11 protein-coding genes are annotated in these 19,888 nt (G+C 54.2%); 2 read left to right on the top strand and 9 right to left on the bottom strand.

Annotation, left to right across the window (positions count from 1 at the left end; genetic code table 11):
• The first annotated feature begins 1,652 nt into the window (after positions 1-1,652).
• Complete coding sequence (gene gpmI, locus CIK95_RS04335) at positions 1,653-3,176, top strand: 2,3-bisphosphoglycerate-independent phosphoglycerate mutase (RefSeq protein ID WP_094466363.1); 1,524 nt, start codon at positions 1,653-1,655, stop codon at positions 3,174-3,176.
• Between the two features lie 279 nt (positions 3,177-3,455).
• Here the strand turns inward: gpmI and CIK95_RS13560 are convergent, their stop codons facing one another.
• The 9 genes from CIK95_RS13560 to CIK95_RS04295 form a co-directional block, all read right to left on the bottom strand.
• Positions 3,456-3,590 carry a hypothetical protein gene (locus tag CIK95_RS13560; protein WP_256387324.1) on the bottom strand — a complete coding sequence of 45 codons (135 nt, stop codon included), beginning with the start codon at positions 3,588-3,590 and terminating at the stop codon, positions 3,456-3,458.
• A 67-nt stretch (positions 3,591-3,657) separates the two neighbouring features.
• Entirely contained in the window at positions 3,658-5,301 is a 1,644-nt protein-coding gene (locus CIK95_RS04330) for a fimbrillin family protein (RefSeq protein ID WP_144007727.1), read from the bottom strand.
• Between the two features lie 99 nt (positions 5,302-5,400).
• Positions 5,401-7,077 carry a RagB/SusD family nutrient uptake outer membrane protein gene (locus CIK95_RS04325; RefSeq protein WP_094387927.1) on the bottom strand — a complete coding sequence of 559 codons (1,677 nt, stop codon included), beginning with the start codon at positions 7,075-7,077 and terminating at the stop codon, positions 5,401-5,403.
• Positions 7,078-7,105: 28 nt separating this feature from the next.
• Positions 7,106-10,783: a TonB-dependent receptor gene (locus tag CIK95_RS04320; protein ID WP_094466362.1), complete on the bottom strand. Its 3,678-nt coding sequence runs from the start codon at positions 10,781-10,783 to the stop codon at positions 7,106-7,108.
• A gap of 903 nt (positions 10,784-11,686) precedes the next feature.
• Positions 11,687-13,732, bottom strand: coding sequence for a RagB/SusD family nutrient uptake outer membrane protein (locus CIK95_RS04310; protein WP_094466360.1), 2,046 nt, complete (start codon positions 13,730-13,732; stop codon positions 11,687-11,689).
• A gap of 21 nt (positions 13,733-13,753) precedes the next feature.
• Positions 13,754-17,017 (bottom strand): TonB-dependent receptor, encoded by a 3,264-nt coding sequence (locus tag CIK95_RS04305; RefSeq protein ID WP_094466368.1) that lies wholly within the window; start codon positions 17,015-17,017, stop codon positions 13,754-13,756.
• 189 nt (positions 17,018-17,206) lie between these two features.
• Positions 17,207-17,959: a hypothetical protein gene (locus CIK95_RS04300; protein ID WP_144007726.1), complete on the bottom strand. Its 753-nt coding sequence runs from the start codon at positions 17,957-17,959 to the stop codon at positions 17,207-17,209.
• Positions 17,960-17,976: 17 nt separating this feature from the next.
• Positions 17,977-18,147: a hypothetical protein gene (locus CIK95_RS13115; protein ID WP_158215086.1), complete on the bottom strand. Its 171-nt coding sequence runs from the start codon at positions 18,145-18,147 to the stop codon at positions 17,977-17,979.
• 343 nt (positions 18,148-18,490) lie between these two features.
• Positions 18,491-18,781 (bottom strand): hypothetical protein, encoded by a 291-nt coding sequence (locus tag CIK95_RS04295; RefSeq protein ID WP_094466358.1) that lies wholly within the window; start codon positions 18,779-18,781, stop codon positions 18,491-18,493.
• Between the two features lie 164 nt (positions 18,782-18,945).
• On the opposite strand from CIK95_RS04295, the gene CIK95_RS04290 reads away from it, so the two are divergent.
• The gene (locus tag CIK95_RS04290; protein ID WP_254046417.1) at positions 18,946-19,884 is read left to right on the top strand and encodes a cation diffusion facilitator family transporter; all 939 of its coding nucleotides are present in this window, start codon (positions 18,946-18,948) and stop codon (positions 19,882-19,884) included.
• The last annotated feature ends 4 nt before the right edge of the window (positions 19,885-19,888 follow it).

Genomic DNA, 19,888 nt, shown 5'->3' with positions numbered 1-19,888 from the left:
CGAAAGCCCCTCCCCAACCCTCCCCAGGGGGCGGGAGCTCATTCTTGCTGTTTCTTAGATAGTTAGAATGGTGGCCGCGATTGGGCTTTGGGGTTTTTCCGACCTATATTAGCAACGCTGTAGGTGTTGTGATTAGCTTTAGCGTCAAAGATAGTTGATCTGTTGTGACCTGCATCTGCGAGTAACGCTTGGCTAAACGCAAGACTTACAGCGTTGCTTCTTTCTATGCCCGTTCCCCCAGGGTTGGGAGTTCGCCATAGGGCGCTATCATCCACCTTTCGATTATCTGATTTGCGCATCGGGATACCAACTACTACCATGGCGCCAATCGAGAGAAGACACGAGCCGCCAACAACGAGCATCCCATCGTCTGGACAACCATGTTCGTCACACCTTATTATATATATAATGGCGGAACATACACCCCTGAGCATGGTATGAGTACGTGGGAGGTACACTCGTATCAGCAGCGGCAACTCTGAACCGAAGGTCACCGGCGCGGCGCAGTGCGGCGCGGAAAGGTAATAGAGTTGCGATTACACAGCCCAGGGTTGCGGGCGAAGCACGCTACACTGGGTAGTTGTACTACTAATATTGCTACTCTGTAAGAGTTGCGATTAGCCGTAGGCGTTACCCGCCGCAGGTCGGGACGCCACCTACCCCACTCCCGCAATTACGCATGGTAGTGGCGCACCCGGCAAGGTGGTTTTACTGCATCCTCCTAAAGGCGGAACGTACACCCCTGAGCATGGTATGAGTATGCGGGAGATACACTCGTATCAGCAGCGGCAACTCTGACAGAGTTGCGTTTTCCCAGCCCAGGGTTGCGGGCTAAGCACGCTACCCTGGGTAGTTGTACTACTAATATTGCTACTCTGTAAGAGTTGCGATTAGCCGTAGGCGTTACCCGCCGCGAGTCTGGACGCCACCTACCCCACTCCCGCAATTACGCATGGTGGTGGCGCACCCGACAAGTTGGTTTTACCGCATCCTCCTAATGGCGGAACGTACACCCCTGAGCGTGGTATGAGTATGTGGGAGATACACTCGTATCAGCAGCGGCAACTCTGAAGGAGTTGCGATTACACAGCCCAGGGTTGCGGGCGAAGCACGCTACCCTGGGTAGCTGTACAACTAATATTGCTACTCTGTAAGAGTTGCGATTAGCCGTAGGCGTTACCCGCCGCGAGTCTGGACGCCACTTACCCCACTCCCGCAATACCACATGGTGGTGGCGCACCCGAAAAGGTTGTTTTACTGCATCCTCCTAATGGCGGAACGTACACCCCTGAGCATGGTATGAGTACGTGGGAGATACACTCGTATCAGCAGCGGCAACTCTGACAGAGTTGCGTTTTCCCAGCCCAGGGTTGCGGGCGAAGCACGCTACCCTGGGTAGCTGTACTACTAATATTGCTACTCTGTAAGAGTTGCGATTAGCCGTAGGCGTTACCCGCCTCGGGTCTGGACGCCACCTACCCCACTCCCGCAATACCACATGGTGGTGCCGCAGCCAGCGAGGTGGTTTCCGCCCCATCCTCCACCGCGCTGCGGGGCAAAGATAAAAAACTGAGAGATTTTCTTTGCGTTGTCTGCGGTTTGCAGTAACTTTGCACTCAGAAACTAAAGAATATCAAAATATTAAGACAATTATGGCAAAGAAAGCTTTATTGATGATTCTCGATGGATGGGGAATCGGACAGCATGGTAAGGGAGACGTTATCTTCAACACCCCGACACCTTATTTGGATTATCTCACCGCTATTTCCGCCCACTCTGAGCTCGCAGCTTCGGGCGAGGATGTGGGTCTGCCCGACGGACAGATGGGCAACTCAGAGGTGGGTCACCTCAATATCGGCGCCGGCCGCGTGGTCTATCAGGACCTGGTCAAGATTAACCGCGCCTGCAAGGACGGCTCTATCCTGAAGAACCCCGGCATCGTGGCAGCCTACAGCTATGCCAAGGAGAACGGCAAGAAGCTCCACCTGATGGGTCTGACCTCAACTGGCGGCGTACACTCTTCGCTCGACCACCTCTTCAAGCTGATTGAAATCTCCAAGGAGTATGGCCTGGACAAGACCTTCGTACACTGCTTCATGGACGGTCGCGACACCGACCCCAAGAGCGGAGCCGGATTTATCCAGCAGATAGCTGACACCTGCGCAGCCAACGGCGCCCACATCGCCAGCATCATCGGCCGCTTCTACGCCATGGACCGCGACAAGCGATGGAACCGCGTGAAAGAGGCTTACGACCTGCTCGTCGAGGGCAAGGGCAAGGAAGCCACCGACATGGTTAAGGCCATGGAGGAGAGCTACGCCGACGGCGTGACCGACGAGTTTGTAAAGCCTATCGTCAACTCGACCGTAAACGGTACCATCGAGGAGGGCGACGTGGTAATCTTCATCAACTTCCGCAACGACCGCGCCAAGGAGCTCACCCAGGTGCTCACCCAGCAGGATATGCCCGAAGAGGGTATGCACACCATCAAGGGTCTGCAGTATTACTGCATGACTCCCTATGATGCCAAATTCAAGGGCGTGAACATACTCTTCCCCAAGGAGAACGTGGAAGATACTCTCGGCGAGTATCTCAGCAAGCACGGCAAGCGCCAGCTGCACACCGCAGAGACAGAGAAGTATGCCCACGTGACATTCTTCTTCAACGGTGGTCGCGAGGCTCCATACGAGGGCGAAGACCGCATACTGGTACCCTCTCCCAAGGTGGCCACCTATGACCTCAAGCCCGAGATGAGCGCCTACGAGGTGAAGGAGAAGCTGGTGGGTGCCATCAACACCCAGGAGTATGACTTCATCGTGGTCAACTTCGCCAACGGCGACATGGTGGGCCACACCGGTGTCTACAACGCCATAGCCAAGGCTGTGCATGCCGTAGACTGCTGCGTGCGCGACGTCATCGAGGCTGCCAAGGCCAACGACTACGAGGCCATCATCATAGCCGACCACGGCAACGCCGACAACGCCATCAACGCTGATGGTACGCCCAACACCGCACATTCGCTCAACCACGTGCCCTTCATCTACGTCACCGACAACAACAGCGCCACCGTCAAGAACGGACGCCTGGCCGACGTGGCTCCCTCTATCCTCCACATCATGGGACTGGAGCAGCCTGCCGACATGACCGGTGAAAACCTGATAGAAGACAACAAGTAATCGCATACAGCGAAAGCTACAATAACCCTGAGAGCCGCGACTGACAACAGCCGCGGCTCTCTTGTTATACTGCCCGCAGCGGGGCTTGCCATCGACGCGCAGCACCTGCCCACCGACGCGCAGCGCCAGCCCACCGACGGCAAGGCCATCAGCCCAGGCGCAGAGCGGGCTGCAGCCACCGTGCTGACCACCATCGTCGGCTCGTAACGGAAGGCACGAGCCCACGTAACATAAGATACGTAAGCTCGTGCCTTACGATACGAGCTCACGTATCATAAGTCACGAGCCAGCCAAGAGCCCCACAGCGGCAGCCCAAACAGCCTCTGCGACGGTCGGAGCAGCCTCTATGCTGCCGAGAATGACCGAGCAACCCACCGACCACACCTCTACTGCGCCGGCTGCCCATACCCCCATAACACAAATACACCGCTCCATCCCTCGGGACGAAGCGGTGTATTGCTATAGGGTTGTCGGCAGAGCCTTAGTTCTTGAGGAAGTACATACCCTCGTCGTTGCTGGTATTGTAGTTGGCCTGGTAGATGTTGTCGTAAGAGGCGGTAAACGAGCTGGCAGCAGCCTGAGAGCTGGCCACGATAGAGATACCGCAGACATAATAGTTACCCATCTTCTGACCAGCCTTGAAGTACTTGTACTTGAGCGACTTGTTGTCAGAGCCGAGAGTGAGCCACAGCCAGTCGTACTTGGTGGTCGAGAAGTCCTTGGGCTGGAAGTTGTAGTTACCCCATCCGTTGTTTGCCGAACCTTCGGGCAGATACATGCAGTACTTATACTTGTCGTTGCCGGTGGGCTGACCCTCGCGGCAGTCAAACATGATACCTACCTTCACGGTCTTCTTCTCGTAGTCGATGGCGATGGTGCCGTCGAGCACTGAGTCGAAGTAGAGGCCCTTGATACCGAAGTTGTTGGTATAGGTATTGCCGTCGGGACCAGTGAGGGTCTCGCCCTTGCGAGGCTTGCCGAAGGTACAGGGCATCTTGCTGGTACTGGTGGAGCCACCCCATGACTTGGAGGCGTTGAACTGCTTGGAGTAGAGCGTCCACTGACCGCTGAAGTCGTTGACGCCAATCTGGGTGACGATATACTTGCGACCGTTGTCGAGCACCATGGTACCCTTACGGATAGAGCCGGTAGTATTGGCCTCGATGGTGATGACACCACCGCTGAGGGTCATCCACTTGGGAGCCGTTACCACGTTGCCGGTAACATCCTCGATGGTGGCGGCGGCATCGTCGTACCAGAGGTCGTACTCGCGTGAGTTGAAGTCTACCTTAGAGACCACAGTGTTGTCCTCGCCGGGCTTCACCGCACCGAGACGGAAGACACCAGAGAAGTTGGCATTGTCGATGGTAGCAGCGAGAGTCACACCGTCGTAGCTGGCCTGGGGCCAAACCACTGCGTAGGCGGTCACCTTGCGGGCGGCGGCGTCAATCACGGCGGGAGCCACTACCACATCGCCAGTGGTGCTTGTCACGCCTTCACCGGCAGTGAGGGCCTTGCCATTGTCCATGACGAGCTTGTTGATGAGACCTGAGAGGGTAAGGCGGGTGTTGGCAACAGTAGGCTCATCGGCGTCGGTAGGGAACTGCACATCAATCTTGACCACTGCGGTCTGGTAAGCCAAGGTCACATTGGCGCTCTCGCCCACGGCGGTGGTGGCGCTGATGACCGAGTGCTGGCGCACCCACTCCTCGGTACCTGCCTGGGTACCAAACTCCTCGACCACTACGGGCTTGCCGTCCCAATTGATTTTGCAGGCGGGGTTGTCCCAGGTGAGCAGCATGTTGGCGGCGTCGTTGGGCACAGCCACGCGCTGGGCGCTGAAGGTGGCGGTAGAGCCGGTCGACTCGGCGCAGCGCAGGGTCTGCGTGCGGCCGGTCTGGGTGCCGTCAGACTTCTGGAAGGTGACGTGGAGCACGTCGCTCAGGCTGAACGCCTTGAGTGCGCCGTAGGTATTGGCGCCAGGCACTTGGGCAGTGACACTGATGTTCTTCATCGACACGTTGGCCTCTGAAGATTCGCTTACGTCCTCGGCATTGTCGCTACAGGCCACGAGACCCAGCAGCGCTACCAGCATGGAGGCGTATGTCAATATTCTTTTTTTCATGATTTGTTCGTTGTTTTGAGTTATCATTAGGTTTATCATCCGCAGAGGAGACGGGGACCGGAGCCCTGCGCTCCTCTGCGGCGATTACGTAAGGGATGATTAGTCGAGTGACTTCCAGTAAGGATTGCCGATGCGCTCCTTCTGAGGAATCTCCCATGTGAAGTGACTGATCTGAGTGTTGCTCCAGTGGTTAGCTCCACGCTTGTGCTGGGTGCCCCAACGCTTCTGGTTGTAGAAGGCCCAGTCGCCCTCGCCCCACATCTCGATGCGCCACTGCAACTTGACCATATCCATGGTACTCATGCCAGCCATAGTGTTGTCGCAGGTCATCGTGGGACGGCCCTCGATGGTGCGAGCCTCAAGCAGCTTGTTGAGGGTCTGCTTGGCCATGGCGTCCTGGCCGCTCTGGGCATAAGCCTCGGCGAGCATGAGCCATACGGCAGAGGTGCGCAGATAGATATTGTCTGACACGGTGTACTTGTTGTCATGCATCTCACCGTTGTGACCGATAGACGACGATGCCGCCCACTTCAGACTGGTGTACTTGGGCATGGTATAGCTGTACCAGGTAGAGTCGTTGTTCTCAAAAGAGTAGATGGGATAGTTCTCAAAGTCATCGGCGAGGATACAAGCCTTGCGGCAGTCATTGTCTGACAGGGCATTGTAGATATCGGCATCGACCTGATAGTAACCCGAAGGACCGCGCTTGAGGGCGTTGAAGCCGCCGTTGGTCCAGAACATGTTGCTCGAACCGCGGGCACTACCAAAGATACCCTCGGGGTTCTTCTCCCAGTTGTAGAAGGCGTTTTCCTCGGCGTTATACTCCTTGCCACACCATCCGTTGTCGTTGCGGGCAGCTACAGAGGCGAGCTTAGACTGGTCCATACCATAGTCACTGGCCTTGATGAAGTTGGGATAGTAAGAGAGCAGCTCTGTGGCGCCATCGATGACGGTAGCCCAGTCCTTGCGGTCCATGGCGGCGCGGCAACGGTAGTACTGAGCCACAGCGCAGTTGATGCTGTAGACCACATCGGAAGTGTGACCGCTCAGATAGCCCTTGGTACCGATGGAGGACTCATGGAAAGACTTGACAGCCTTGTCGAAATACTCCTTAATAGTAGCCCAGGTCTCAGCCACCGACTTGGGCTCGGTGGCGGGGTTGTAGGCGTAGTCGTTGTAGATGGGCCAACCCTGCTTGGTCTCGGAGGTAACATCCTGGAGGTCGGTGTAGCGCTCCATGAGCATGGTGTAGCCGATGGCCTTCATGGTGAGGGCCTGGGCCTGATAGCCCTTCATCTTCTTGTCTTCCTTGACGTTGTCGTCGCTGAGATACTGCATGGCCTTGATGGCATTGGTAATCTTGTAGACGGGGCCGAGGTAGTAGCCATAGTTCTGTATATCATCGTTAGTCTGCCAGTAGGTCACGCTGGGGCTGTTCTGGTACCACTGGTTGTAGGTACCCTTGTTGGCAGATGAGCCTTCGACCACATCGCCCGACTGCATGAATCGGCGCAACTCGAAGTTGGACTCGTAGGCATAGCCGTTGGAGTAGCCGCCGTTGAGCGCGGCATTGTAGATATTGATGTAGCCGGGAAGAACCGATACGAGTCCTGCCACCACCTTGTCCTTCTTCTCTTCGTCATCACCCTGGAGGATGTTGTCGATGTCGTCCTTGGTGAAGTAGTTGGGGTTATTGACATCCAGGCGGCTGCTACATGCCGAGACTCCCGCTACGAGCAGGGCTGCGGCAACTATATTCTTATATATTCGTTTCATATCTTCTGTATATATAATGGTCAGTGATTTAGAATTCGAGGTTAAGACCCAGAGTTATGGTCTGCATCTGAGGATAGATGTATGTATCGACCTCCTTGCCACCGATAGCCGACATAGAGGGGTCTACACCCTTCTGGGCAGAGAAGATGAGCAGGTTGTCGGCAGATACAAAGGCGCGCAGCTTGCTGATACCTATCTTGCGAAGCAGATTCTTGGGTACGGTGTAGCCCAGAGTGATGTTCTTCAGACGGAAGTAAGAGGCGCTGAAGAGTGCCATGTCGGTGTACTTGTGGCTGCCGGGGAGGAGGACACCATCGAGATAGTAGTCGCCGCCAGAGCTGTTGAACCACTGCATAGGATACTTGGCGCCGGTGTTGTCGGGAGTCCAGGTAGCGCCTACGACATCCTTGGAAACAGGGATATTGGAGCCACCGAGGGTAGAACCGCGGAAGAGGTGCTGGGCATACTCCATAGAGAAGAACTTGCCACCGAGCTGGTAAGCAGCTACGATACCGAGGTCGAAGTCTTTCCAGCGCAGATTGGTGGTGATACCGCCCATGACATCGGGGATGGCGCTGCCGCACTCGTACTCTGAAGCGTCGGCTGCCACGGTAGTCTTCACGTTATCGCCCTGCTTGTACTCGGCATAGCGGCCACCGTTGGCATAAGCGCCGTTGGCATCGGGATGGGTGTCAGCATAGGTCACGCGGTGCCAGTACATAGGCAGACCCGAAGCCTGGTCTACGCCGGCATACTTGTACATATAGAGATTGAAGAGGTCCTTGCCCTCGCCACGGAGGTAGAAGTCGCCACGTCCGGCATGGCTGGCTGTTCCGGCCTGAGCCATATCCTCGGTCTGTACGACCCATGTGCCCTTGGGCACGTCCATGGTGTTGTCCCAGTTGGGTATCTGGTCGGCAGGCACCTTGACGAGCTTGGTGGTATAGTGGGTGGCGTTGACGCCTACGCTCCAGGTCCAGTCCTTGGTACGGATGATGTCGGCGTCGAGCTCGATTTCGATACCGGTGTTGCGTATTTTGGCAGCATTCTTCTGCAGCGTGGTCGAGCCCATATTGGCGAGCGGCGAAACCATCTGGTTGTAGAGCGCATTGGAGGTGAGGTTGTTGTAGTAGTCGATGGCACCGGTGAGGCGGCTTCCCAGTACAGAGAAGTCGAGACCGAGGTCGAACTGGTGGATAACCTCCCAGGTGAGGTCGGTACGTACGAGGTTACCGCCGGTGATGGTGGTCACCTTGGGCACGCCTGTACCTGTAGCACCCTCCTGCCAGGCTGATACGCCGTAGCCGTAGGTCTGGTTGAGGTAATAGCTGGTGAGTCCGTTGGAGTTACCGGTGACACCATAGCTCAGACGCAGCTTGGCATTGTCGAGCCAGGACTTGGCGCTCTTCAAGAAGGGCTCCTCGGAGAAGCGCCAGCCGGCGCCCAGAGACCAGAAGGTACCCCAGCGGTTGTCCTTGGTAAACTTGGAAGAGGCATCGCGACGCAGAGAGGCTGATGCATAGTAGCGCTCGGCGTAGTTGTAGTTGGCGCGACCCAGGTAAGACTCGGTGCGGTAGGTATTGAGACCCCAGCTCGGAGTAGCGGTGTTCTCACCACCGTAGTTGGTGTAGTGGCCTACGAAGTTGCCAGGGATGATATAACCGGGCAGAAGCTCGTAGGAAGTACCGAAGTTGACATCCTTGCGGTCGAGGTCTTCATACTCGTGACCTACCAGAGCGTCAACATGGTGCTTGCCGAAGTCCTGGTCGTAAGAGAGCAGCTGCTGGGTGTTGATGATGCGGCGGGTGTAGGTCTTGAGACCGAAGCTGCCCTGTCCGCTGGCACGTCCGGCGATACTGTTCATATAGGAAGTACGACGCCAGTGCTGCTCGTCCATGTTGAAGTTGATTGTGAAGTTGAAGTGGTCGAGGAAGTCAATCTGGGCAAAGAAGCGGCTGGTCCAGTTGATGATATCCTGACGCTCCATGTTGGTGCGGGTGATATACATATAGTCGCTGCCGAAGTTGCGGTCGGCTACATGGTTCTCGCCGAGAGGAGACCAAGACTTGTTGTAGACATTGAGGATGTTGCCCTTGTCGTCGGTAGCCACGGTGCCGTCTTCGTTCATCTGATAGACGGGGTAGATGGGCGACCAACCCTTGACATGGAGCATGGCGTTACCGGAGGCACCACCAATCTGGCGAGAGCCCCACTTACCTGCCTGTGCACGGGTCTTGGTGTTGGAGTAACCGATGTTGGCGCCTACTTTCAACCACTTCAGCACCTGGGCATCCATATTGGCACGGCCGCTGTAACGACGGAATTCACTGCTGAGCAGGAATGAGGGGTCGTCCTGATAGCCGAGAGAGAAGTAGTAGTGGGCCTTGTCGCTACCACCGCTGGCAGAGAGGTTGTACTCCTGACGGAAAGCGTTGCTGAAGAGCAGGTCAGAGGCGTCGCCGCTGTAGAGCTGGCGGGCCAGGGGGTTCAGACGGCCGGTCTCGGGGTCGATAAGGTAGGCTCCGGTCATGGTAGAGCTGGAGTTGCTGCCTGAGCCGGTGTTGGTATAGATGGCACCGGGCACGTTGTAAGCCATGTTGTTCTTGAGCAGGTTCTTCTGGAAAGCGGTCTCGCTGTTGTTGTAGTCGAAGAGGTGCTGGCTGGCGAAGAGGCGGGCCTCGGCGTCAGAGTGGTTAGGGTTGCCCACGTTGGTGTAGTATCGGCCGCTGGCATCTACGCCGGGAAGACCGGTGCCATTGACACCGTAGCGGTAGGAGTTGTAGATACTCTTCCATACGTACTCATAGTACTGGGCGGCGTTGTCTATAGAGTTGACATTGTAGTCTCCGATAGAGTTCCAGCCCCATCGGCTCTCAAAGGAGATTTTGGCCTTGCCGCTCTGACCCTTCTTGGTGGTGATGAGCACCACGCCGTTGGCACCACGCGAACCGTAGAGGGCGGTAGAGGCGGCGTCCTTGAGGATGGAGACAGAAGCGATATCGTTGGGATCAAGCTGAGAGAGAGGGTTCTCATAGGTAGAGTTGGTCTGCTGGGCCACACCGTCGATGACGATAAGGGCGGCGGCAGAGGCGCCGTTGGTGGAGCTTACACCACGGATGCGCACAGCCATATCATAACCTGGCTGTCCGTCGACCGAAGACACGCGGATACCAGGGGCGGCACCCTCGAGCGCACGGCTCACGGTGGTGGTGTTCTGCACGGCGATGTTCTCGGCCTTGACGGCGGTCATCGAACCGGTAAGGTCTTTCTTCTTCTGGGTACCGTATGCCACAACGACAACTTCGTCGAGGATGGCCTGGTCTTCTTCCAGAGTGACATTGACTACATTGCCCTTGGCAGCGAGAGTCTGCTGCTGATAGCCGATGGAGCTCACGCTGATGCGCGAGCCAGGCTTGATCTGGAGGCGGTAGTTACCGTTGGCGTCGGTGATGGTGGCATTGGTGGCATTGCCAACTTCAGCCACAGTGGCGCCGATGACGGGCTCGCCGTGGGCATCCTTCACCAGACCGGTAACGGTTTTCTTGGCCTGTTGTACGGCCTGCACTGTGTTTTCGTTCTCACTGCCGGAAGCTGTAGCCGATGCCGAGATGGGCACAAGCGTAAGCATGGAAGCAGCGAGCAGGTAGGTCCATTGCTTTGAGGTCTTCAAAGCAGCGAACACGCTCTTTTTCTGTTTCTCATCCATAAGGAATTAAATTAGGTGATTAGAATTGTTTTTTATGTTTTCGATTTGGGTTATGCCGACTGTTGCTGTAACAGCCGAAAGATTGGGGGACATCGTGGTCTTAGTTCAGTTCATGGGCACTTTCATTAGGTGGTCAGTTAGCACGATGAGGTTAAGCATCGCACTCATATCGGCACCAAAATTAACAATAATATTTAACAACGCAAGCGTTTTTTTATTTTTTTTTATGACAATTACGCGTCTTTACCATGTCAGGATGACAACCGCGATGGTCAGAACGAGAACAAAAGTGGTAGAAACCACTGGTTCACAGGTCGTTATCACAGAAGCAGGCAAGGAGATGACCGTATTGACAATCATTAATAATTTGCGCAAAATTTGCGCAAGTTTATTCATTACCGACAATTTGCAAGAAAACCATGTCGCTTGGCGATAGAATGACAGAGAAAAGAGCCAGAACAACACCGATGGTTAGCAAAACCACCGAAACAACGACAGGGATGACCAAAGCGACATGTAGAGTTGCCCTTTACACCTTATTATAACTATAGGGGATAGCGGGAATGACAATTGCACCGTATGCAACTGCCCATTACACCTTATTATATTTATAGGGGATACCAAGAATGACCGCAGCGCCATATACAACCGTCCGCTACACCTTATTATATATATAGGGGACGGCGGGGGAAGTATAAGACATGAACGAAAGGAGCAAAGAAAGGATCGCCGAAGCAGTGACTACCGTTGGGAGATGGCGCAGCCGCGCGCGAATAAGCACTGAGGAATGATGCCTAAATAGATAGCAGCGGCGAAGGAGCACTGAGGAATGTAGCCATAAAAAAGAGTGGCGACCCGAGGGCCGCCACTCCAGTATTAAGAGTTGAGATTAATCGCGAAAGATTAATAACCGTAGTTCTGAGGATACTCAGCACCAGAGTTAGACTTGATCACGTCGTCTGGGATAGGCTGCTGGTAGTTGTAAGGCTTGATGTTGGGGATGAAGCGGATACTCTTAGCACCATCGTTCTTGGTGTAGATAACCTTCTCACGGCCGAAGTCAGCATTAACCTGGTCAGTAGCATTGTTCCAGCTCATACCATACTTGCGTACACGCTCATACAGAGTGTTGCTGGTCTTCTCATCCTGTGTAGGATACTTAGAAGTAACGTAGCTACCGCAGTTGGGGTTAACAGACAGACGGTTCAGAGTGATGCAACGATGCTCCTCACCGAAGAGCTCACGGGTGCGCTCGTCGAGGATGTAGTCGATGTCTACCTCAGCGGCAGAGCAACGGGGAGCGTTGGCACGGTCGCGGATTACGTTGATATCGTCGGCAGCCTTCTGCTTGTCGCCCTTGGCGAGGTAAGCCTCGGCACGGAGCAGGTAGGTCTCAGCGATACGGATCAGGTAAGGCTCGTACTCGCACTCCTTAACGTCACCGTTAGGATGCTTTTCCTGAGAGAACTTCCAGAAACGTGGGAAGATATCGAGGGTATCGCCAGCGGTCAAAGCATAAACTGAGTTGCCGGGATGAGCCTCCATACGATCCTTAGCATACTTCCACTGTACGCTCCACTTGGTACCACCGGGAGTGTACCAGTCGCGCTGCATCATAGTCTCTGAGCAACGGAAGTCTGCCTTACCTGGCTGTGCAGGGTCGGTAGCCTTTGCCCAGATGTAACCAGGCTCCAGTGGGTCGAAGATGTAACGGCAAGGCCAGTTACGGTTGCTACCGTAAGCATAACCACCACCGATAGAGTCGCGAGTGTTGTTAGCCTGATAACGGCCGGCAGCAATAGCAGAGGTAGAAACACCGAGGCTGCTTGAACCGCCCTGAACACCTGCGGGATAGCACATAGCGTCGTCACCGAAGAGGTAGAACTTCACACCATTATCGGTACGGTTGGTACCGCAGTTACGAACCTTGTTGCTCATGAAGTCGCCTTCCATGGTGTTGTTGCGCATACGCCACCAAGCGTCACCGCTACCACCATTAGAGTAGTTACCTACAGAGAACTGGCTGGTCCAAAGAGCCTCCTTGTTACCAGTTACACCGTAGTCCTGGTTGGTATTGCCTGAACCGTTGCCGGGTGTAGCGAAGAGGTCCCAATAAGCACCACCCTTGTCGGCAGCGAGAGAGTGACCGTAGCGGTCGGTAGCACGGCTGGCCTCAGTACCGAAACGGGTAGTCATCAGGTGATAGTCACCGTCCTGACCGCCGATTACGCGGCTGGTAGCCTGGATAGCCTCGTCAAACTTACCGAGAGCCAAGCAGATTTCTGCGAGCATGTGGTCGGCAGCAGCACGGGTTACACATCCCTGCTTACGCTCTGTCTTAGACATATTCTCAGCAGCAAACTTGAAGTCATCGTAGCACTTCTCCCATACTTCCTGACGGGTGTTGGGCTTGTAACCCATCTCAATCTTCTTGGTAGGCTTGTCGAGGTAAGGCACATTACCAAACATACCGGCGAGCATGCGGAATGCCCAACCACGCATGAAGCGTGCCTCGCCCAGGAGCTCGTTCTTCTTCTCTGCAGTAGTATACTTGATATCCTTGGTCTCGATGGCGTAGATGGCTGTGTTGGCGTAGTTTACGAGGTAGTACAACTCATTGTACCAGTGACGGCTGTAACCGTTGGCAGAGTTGAGCTTGGTCCAGTTAGAGAAGCAGTCGTTGTTGTTGTTCTCTGTGTATGTATCCAGACCTACACCCGTAAGCATATAAGAGTGATAACCGTGGGTCTGACCGAGAACCAGGTAGTTGACCTCCTTATAGCAGGAGTTGATAGCCATAGCCACCTCGTTTTCAGTATTGAACATACCCGAGTCGTCTTGCTTGTAAGAGTGCTCCTTCAAGAAGTCAGAGTCGCTCTGGCAGGCTGTCTGGGTAAGGGCCATCGCACCAAGTGCGACGATGCCCAATATCTGTTTTGTTAATTTCATAGCTGTTGTCTTTTAGATGTTTTAGAATGTCACGTTAAGACCGAAGGTGATGGTGCGGTAAGCGCCATTGCTTGCATACTTGGTAGAAGCAGCGCCGGCAGCGATAGTACCACCAGTTTCAGGATCGAGACCAGACCAGTTGGTGATGGTGAAGAGGTCGGTACCTGATACGTATGCACGGAGACCGGTGAGGCCGAGAGGTGCAATGAGGTTGCGGTCGAAGTTGTAAGAGAACACGAGGTCCTTGAGCTTGAGGAAGCCGCGGCTGTTCCACCAGAGGTACTTAAACTCGTTGCTCCATCCATAGCGAGGATAGTCGTTGTTCTTGTTGTCGGCACGCCATGGGTTTACGCGGTCAAGCTGGTTGCCGCTGCCACCATTGGGACCCCAAGCGTATGGGTCGTAACCCAAGAAGTGAGTGTCGCTACCTGGCATCCAACGGAAGTTGAAGTACAGAGAGAAGTTCTTGTAGCTGATGGTGTTGCCAAAGTTCAGAGTGAACAGAGGATCCTGGTCACCAACACAGTGGCGGTCTTCAGCAGAAATCTTACCATCGTTGTTCCAGTCCATGAACTTCACGTCACCGGGCTTGGCATCGGGCTGAATCTTGCTAACGGCGCCAGTCTCAGGGTTCTTCCATGTATAGTTGTCAATCTCTTCCTGGCTTTGGAAGATACCGAGCTTCTTCAGGTCGTAAGCAGCGGTGATAGAGCTACCTACCATCAGAGCATAGTAAGACTGAGGACCATAGGTGTGGAAGTTGGCCACATCGTCGGCCTCTACACCCTTATAGTTCTTGCCGTAGAGCTCCATAACCTTGTTGCGGTTCAGGTCGAATACGAGGTTAGACTCCCAACGTACATTGTCCTTACCGTCGCCATTGATGTTGACAGAGTGCAGAGTTACCTCAATACCCTTGTTGCTCACCTTACCTACGTTAGCGTAAGCAGTGTTGAAACCAGAAGGATAAGGTACAGAGCGCTGCATCAGCATGTTGGTGGTGCGGCCGCTATAGATATCGATAGTACCATCGAGTCGGCTGTTGAGCACGCTGAAGTCCAAACCGAGGTTGTACTTGGTAATGGTAGCCCATGTCAGATCCTTGTTACCCAGAGTGCTGGCGAGGTAACCGAGAGTAGACTGGTTGTCAAGCCATGTCTTGGTGGTAGAGATAGTAGAGTTGGTGGCGTAAGCGCTAACCGAACGGCTACCGTTCTGACCCCAAGAGAGACGCAGCTTGGCATAGTCGAGCCAAGTGAGGTTGTCCTTGATGAAGTTTTCCTTGCTGAATACCCATGCGCCAGACACACCGTAGAAGTTACCCCACTTCTTGCCTTCGGCGAAAGCAGAGAAACCGTCACGACGGTAGTTGAAGGTTACATAGTACTTGCTGTCGAAGTTGTAGTTGAAACGAGCCAGGTAAGCAGCTGACTGGGTACGAGTGCGCTCGCGTCTTACATTCTGAGTGTTGGCAGCAGAAGCACCGTAGTAACCCAGAGAGGTAGAACCGGTGAAGTCCTTGAAGCTGAGGTAACGGTAGTTGTTGTCGTAAGACTCACGAGTGTAACCTACCATTGCGTCAACGTGGTGCTTGTCGATATCTGTACCATAGGTCAAGATATTGTCGGTATTCCAGTATGAAGAAACAGAAGCTGTAGAGATACCCTCAACCTTGTTGTTGAACTTAGTTGGGTCGTCCATCTGACCGGTATTGCGGGTGTCTACCCACATCTCGGGACGGTTGAATGTATCCTGGTAGCTTGAGTTGCGCTGTGCGTTCAAGGTGAAGCGATAAGACAGACCCTTAAGGAATGGGAAGTCAACCTGTGCGGTCAACACGCCATTGACGTTGTTACCGTTTCTGTCGTTGACACCATAGAGATAAGAGTCGGCTACACCACCGCTAACGCCTGAACCCCACAGAGGGCTGAGGGTATTGCCATCGGGGTGAGAGTTGTACCAAGAGGTATACTTGAGTGAGCTCTCAACGATATTGCCATCAGCATCTCTAACAGGCTGAACAGTCTTGAATGAGAAAGGAGAATACCACTCGGCGTTACCGAGAGTAGCGGTTACACCCCACTGACGCCAGCCGAGGTAGTTGGCCTTCAAACCAACCTTCAACCAGTCGGTAACGTCGATGTCAATCTTAGACATTACGTTGTACTTCTCGTAGTCATCACCACGCTGTACACCCTGACGGCGAGTGTAGTCGCCAGAGAGGTAGTACTTGACGCCCTTGCTGCCACCGGCAACACTCAGGTCGTACTGCTGGCCTACACCAGTGCGGGTTACTTCGTCGAGCCAGTTGGTCCACATGCCGGCATCGTAAGCCTGCTCTTCAGTTGTGGTAACGAAGAAGGCTTCCTTGTTTTGCTTGAAGAAATCCATAGACCATGTAGCATCTGCGGGGAAACGCGTGTCACCAGCAGCCTGCTTGGCATAGAAACGGTTCATCAAGAAACGCTCTGTGTTGTTAACAAACTCTGGCTTACGGCTCCAGTCAGAGAAGCTCCAAGAAGAGTTGAAACGTACTGTAGGCTTGGCGCTCTCGCCACGCTTGGTGGTGATGATGATCACACCGTTGGCAGCACGCGAACCGTAGATAGCGGCTGCAGAAGCGTCCTTCAACACGTCGATGGTAGCGATGTCATTGGTATTGATTTCGCTGATACCGCCATAAGAGATAACGCCATCGACGATGAGCAGAGGAGCATTGTTAGCCTGCTTAGCAGCAGCAGGACTCTCTGGGATAACGTTCTTACCACGCAGAGTCATGGTAGAAGAGTTGTCACCAGCAGCACTGCTCGTAGGAGAGTAGTGCAGACCGGCTACCTGGCTTGACAGGGCAGACAGGGCGTTAGGGTTAGGCAGGTTGGTCAGCTTGCCGTCATCAAACTTCACGCTGGTGATGGCGCCAGACACGTCCTTACGCTTGGCTGTACCGTAACCTACGACTACTACCTGCTCGAGTACTTCTGCGTCCTCTTTCAGGGTTACATCTACTTTGTCACTGGCCTTTACGGTCTGCTCCTTGAAACCTACGCTTGACACCGTGAGCATTGCGCCCGGCTTCACGTTGAGTTTGAAGGTACCGTTGACGTCGGTAATGGTAGCGTTCTGCGTACCTACCTCCTTAACGGTAGCACCGATGATGGGTTCGCCGTTGGCATCAACCACGGTACCACTGACTGTTTTCTTGTCTTGCTGTACGGCAAGAGACTTGCTTGCATTCAGGTTGTTGCTTTCGCTTGCTGACGCTGACAGCGGAGCAAGGGTCAACATAGAGGCAGCGAACAAATATGCCCACTGCTTCGAAATGTTCAAAGCACTGAATGAAGTCTTTTTCAGTTTCTCATCCATAAACTATGATTTAAAAGGTAATAAATAATATAAGTTTCGTAACTAACCAAGTTTTACAAGATACGGTTGACGCTATGCAAGCACCAGATGTATTTGACCACTGGCTTTCACTCACTTTTTTCTGTGTTTTGGCGTGTCTCGGGGGCTGTTCGGGCCCGTCAACACCATTTCACTCGCAAATGTAAGCATTAAAATTTGATAACAACTTATAAATATGTCATTTCTTCTATTAATATTTAATATTTTTTTGAATTGTAACAGGAAATGGGGAATAATCGTTAAAATCGGAGTGGTAATCGGCGGGAAAAGGACGATAATTGGTGGAAGAAGAGGAATAATTGGGACAAGCAGCACAGACAGGGCGCCGACCGAAGAATGTAGTGTAGATGCGGTGGGGATGCACATTATTACATATATGACCACGGGGGATGGCGGGGGCATCACAGAGATGTAGCCCGAGATGGCATTAATCATCATTTCAAGGTGCGATTTCACTATTTCGGACTTGGATTTATGCGTTGCAGGGTGCGAAATAGTCATTTCATACCCTAAAATTTGTTTAATTGTGGATGTATTCAGGTTCGCGACAACCATAGATTTTGGCATGGGCGGGAAACGGATAACGCAAAAAGCCGTGGCGTCTTCTGATGGCTCCGCCATAGTGACCGTGGCGCCGATGGCAACCGGAAAACAAGTTTTCCTCGGTGCCATCATCACCACACCCACAGTCATGCAAAGCATGACATCAGAAGACACCACAAACAAAAAGCGGCCTACGGCCGTAAAAAAAGTCCGGCTGGCGCCGGTACAAAAACAGTTGCCGAGAAAATTTCCCTCCACCCGTGCTGATAATATGGAAACCACAATAAACAATCGGCAAGTTATGGGGATGGTAGGGATGGGCATGGGGATGGTTGGTCGCGTCCGTAGGGATGGTTGGCGTGGGCATGGGGATGGTTGGGATGGGCATGGGGATGGTTGGGATGGGCATGGGGATGGTTGGGATGGGCATGGGGATGGTTGGGATGGGAGTCCTTGTCGGAATGGCCCAACCCAGCGGCAACTCTGTAGGAGTTGCGTTTTCATAGCCCAGGGTTGCGGGCGAAGCTCGCTACCCTGGGTAGCGGCACAACTATTATTGCTACTCTGTAAGAGTTGCGATTAGCCGTAGGCGTTACACTCAGTTTTATGATAATCGCCTACACATTTCTGCCCAATATCCTGCTGCGGGTAACGCCTACGGCTAAGCGCAACACTTACAGCGTTGCTACACCTTATTATATATATACCCAGGGTAGAGGCGCTGCACGCCTCAACCCTGGGCTGGGAAATCGCAACTCCTACAGAGTAGCCGCTGGGTGCGAACTGTATCCCCACTTGGCCACTTGTGTCCTCCTAAACTACTCCAACCTTCGCTTCCACCCACACCATCATCCCCACGCCTACACCTACCCACAACTCCACCCACACCATCAACCCCTCACCTACTCCTACCCACAACTCCACCCGCACCATCATCCCCACGCCTACACCTACCCACAACTCCACCCACGCCATCATCCCCACGCCTACACCTACCCACAACTCCACCCGCACCATCATCCCCTCACCTACTCCAACCCACAACTCCACCCACATCATCATCCCCACGCCTACACCTACACGCAAGTCCACCCACACCATCATCCCCACGCCTACACCTACACCGCATGGGGGAATCGGAGTGCCTTATTCCTACAAAAATGGGGATGAAAAAAACGGGGGAAATGATACTATATATATAAATAATGTGTACTTTTGCACCGTTGACCCTATCTTCGGGGCCAACATAAATGCAAAATATCATGACAATGACGAAGAAGGAGGAGCAGACGGTCGCCGACGCACGGGTGCGCGCCATCAACAGGGTGACCATCAAGGGCAGCATCATCAATGTGGTGCTGCTGATATTCAAGTTTGTCGCCGGCATCGTGGGCGGTTCGGCTGCGATGATAGCCGACGCGGTGCACTCGCTGTCGGACTTTCTGACCGACGTGGTGGTGGTGGTCTTCGTAAGGCTGGGCAGCAAGCCCGAAGACGGAGACCATGACTACGGTCACGGCAAGTATGAGACGCTGGCGACGGCAGCCATCGGCATGGCGCTGGGCGTGGTGGGCGCAATGCTCTGCTATGGTGGCGCAGACAAGATAGTGGACGCCATGAGGGGCGAGACGCTCGAGCAGCCGGGGTGGATAGCTCTGGCGGCAGCGCTGATGAGCATAGCGCTCAAGGAGTGGGCTTACCGCTTCACGGTAAGCGTAGGCCGACGGTTGGACTCGCCCGCCGTGGTCGCCAACGCATGGCATCACCGCTCTGACGCGCTCTCGAGCATCGGCACAGCCATAGGCATCGGCGGCGCCATCATCCTGGGCAGCCGCTGGGCTGTGCTCGACCCCATCGCCGCCGTGGTGGTGAGCGTCTTCATCATGCGCACCGCCTATACACTGGTGGGCCAGTCGATGGGCGAGCTGCTCGAGAAGAGTCTGCCCGAAGACATGGAGCGGCAGATAGCCGACATCGCCAGCGAAGAGCCCACGGTGAGCGCCATCCACCATCTGCGCACGCGCCGCATAGGCAGCCACATCGCCATCGATATGCACGTGCGCATGCCGGGAGCGCTCTCGCTCTACGAAGCCCATCAGCACGCCACCAACATAGAGCAGCGGCTGAGGGAGCGGTTTGGCGAGGAAACGTATATCAATCTGCACGTGGAGCCGGTCAAGGTCAACGGCGAATATGTGAAGCCATAACGCA

It is taken from the genome of Prevotella sp. P5-108, from assembly GCF_002251385.1.
GTDB lineage: Bacteria > Bacteroidota > Bacteroidia > Bacteroidales > Bacteroidaceae > Prevotella.
The sequence above is the reverse complement of the archived record's forward strand: the minus strand, read 5'-3'. Positions and strand labels throughout refer to the sequence as shown.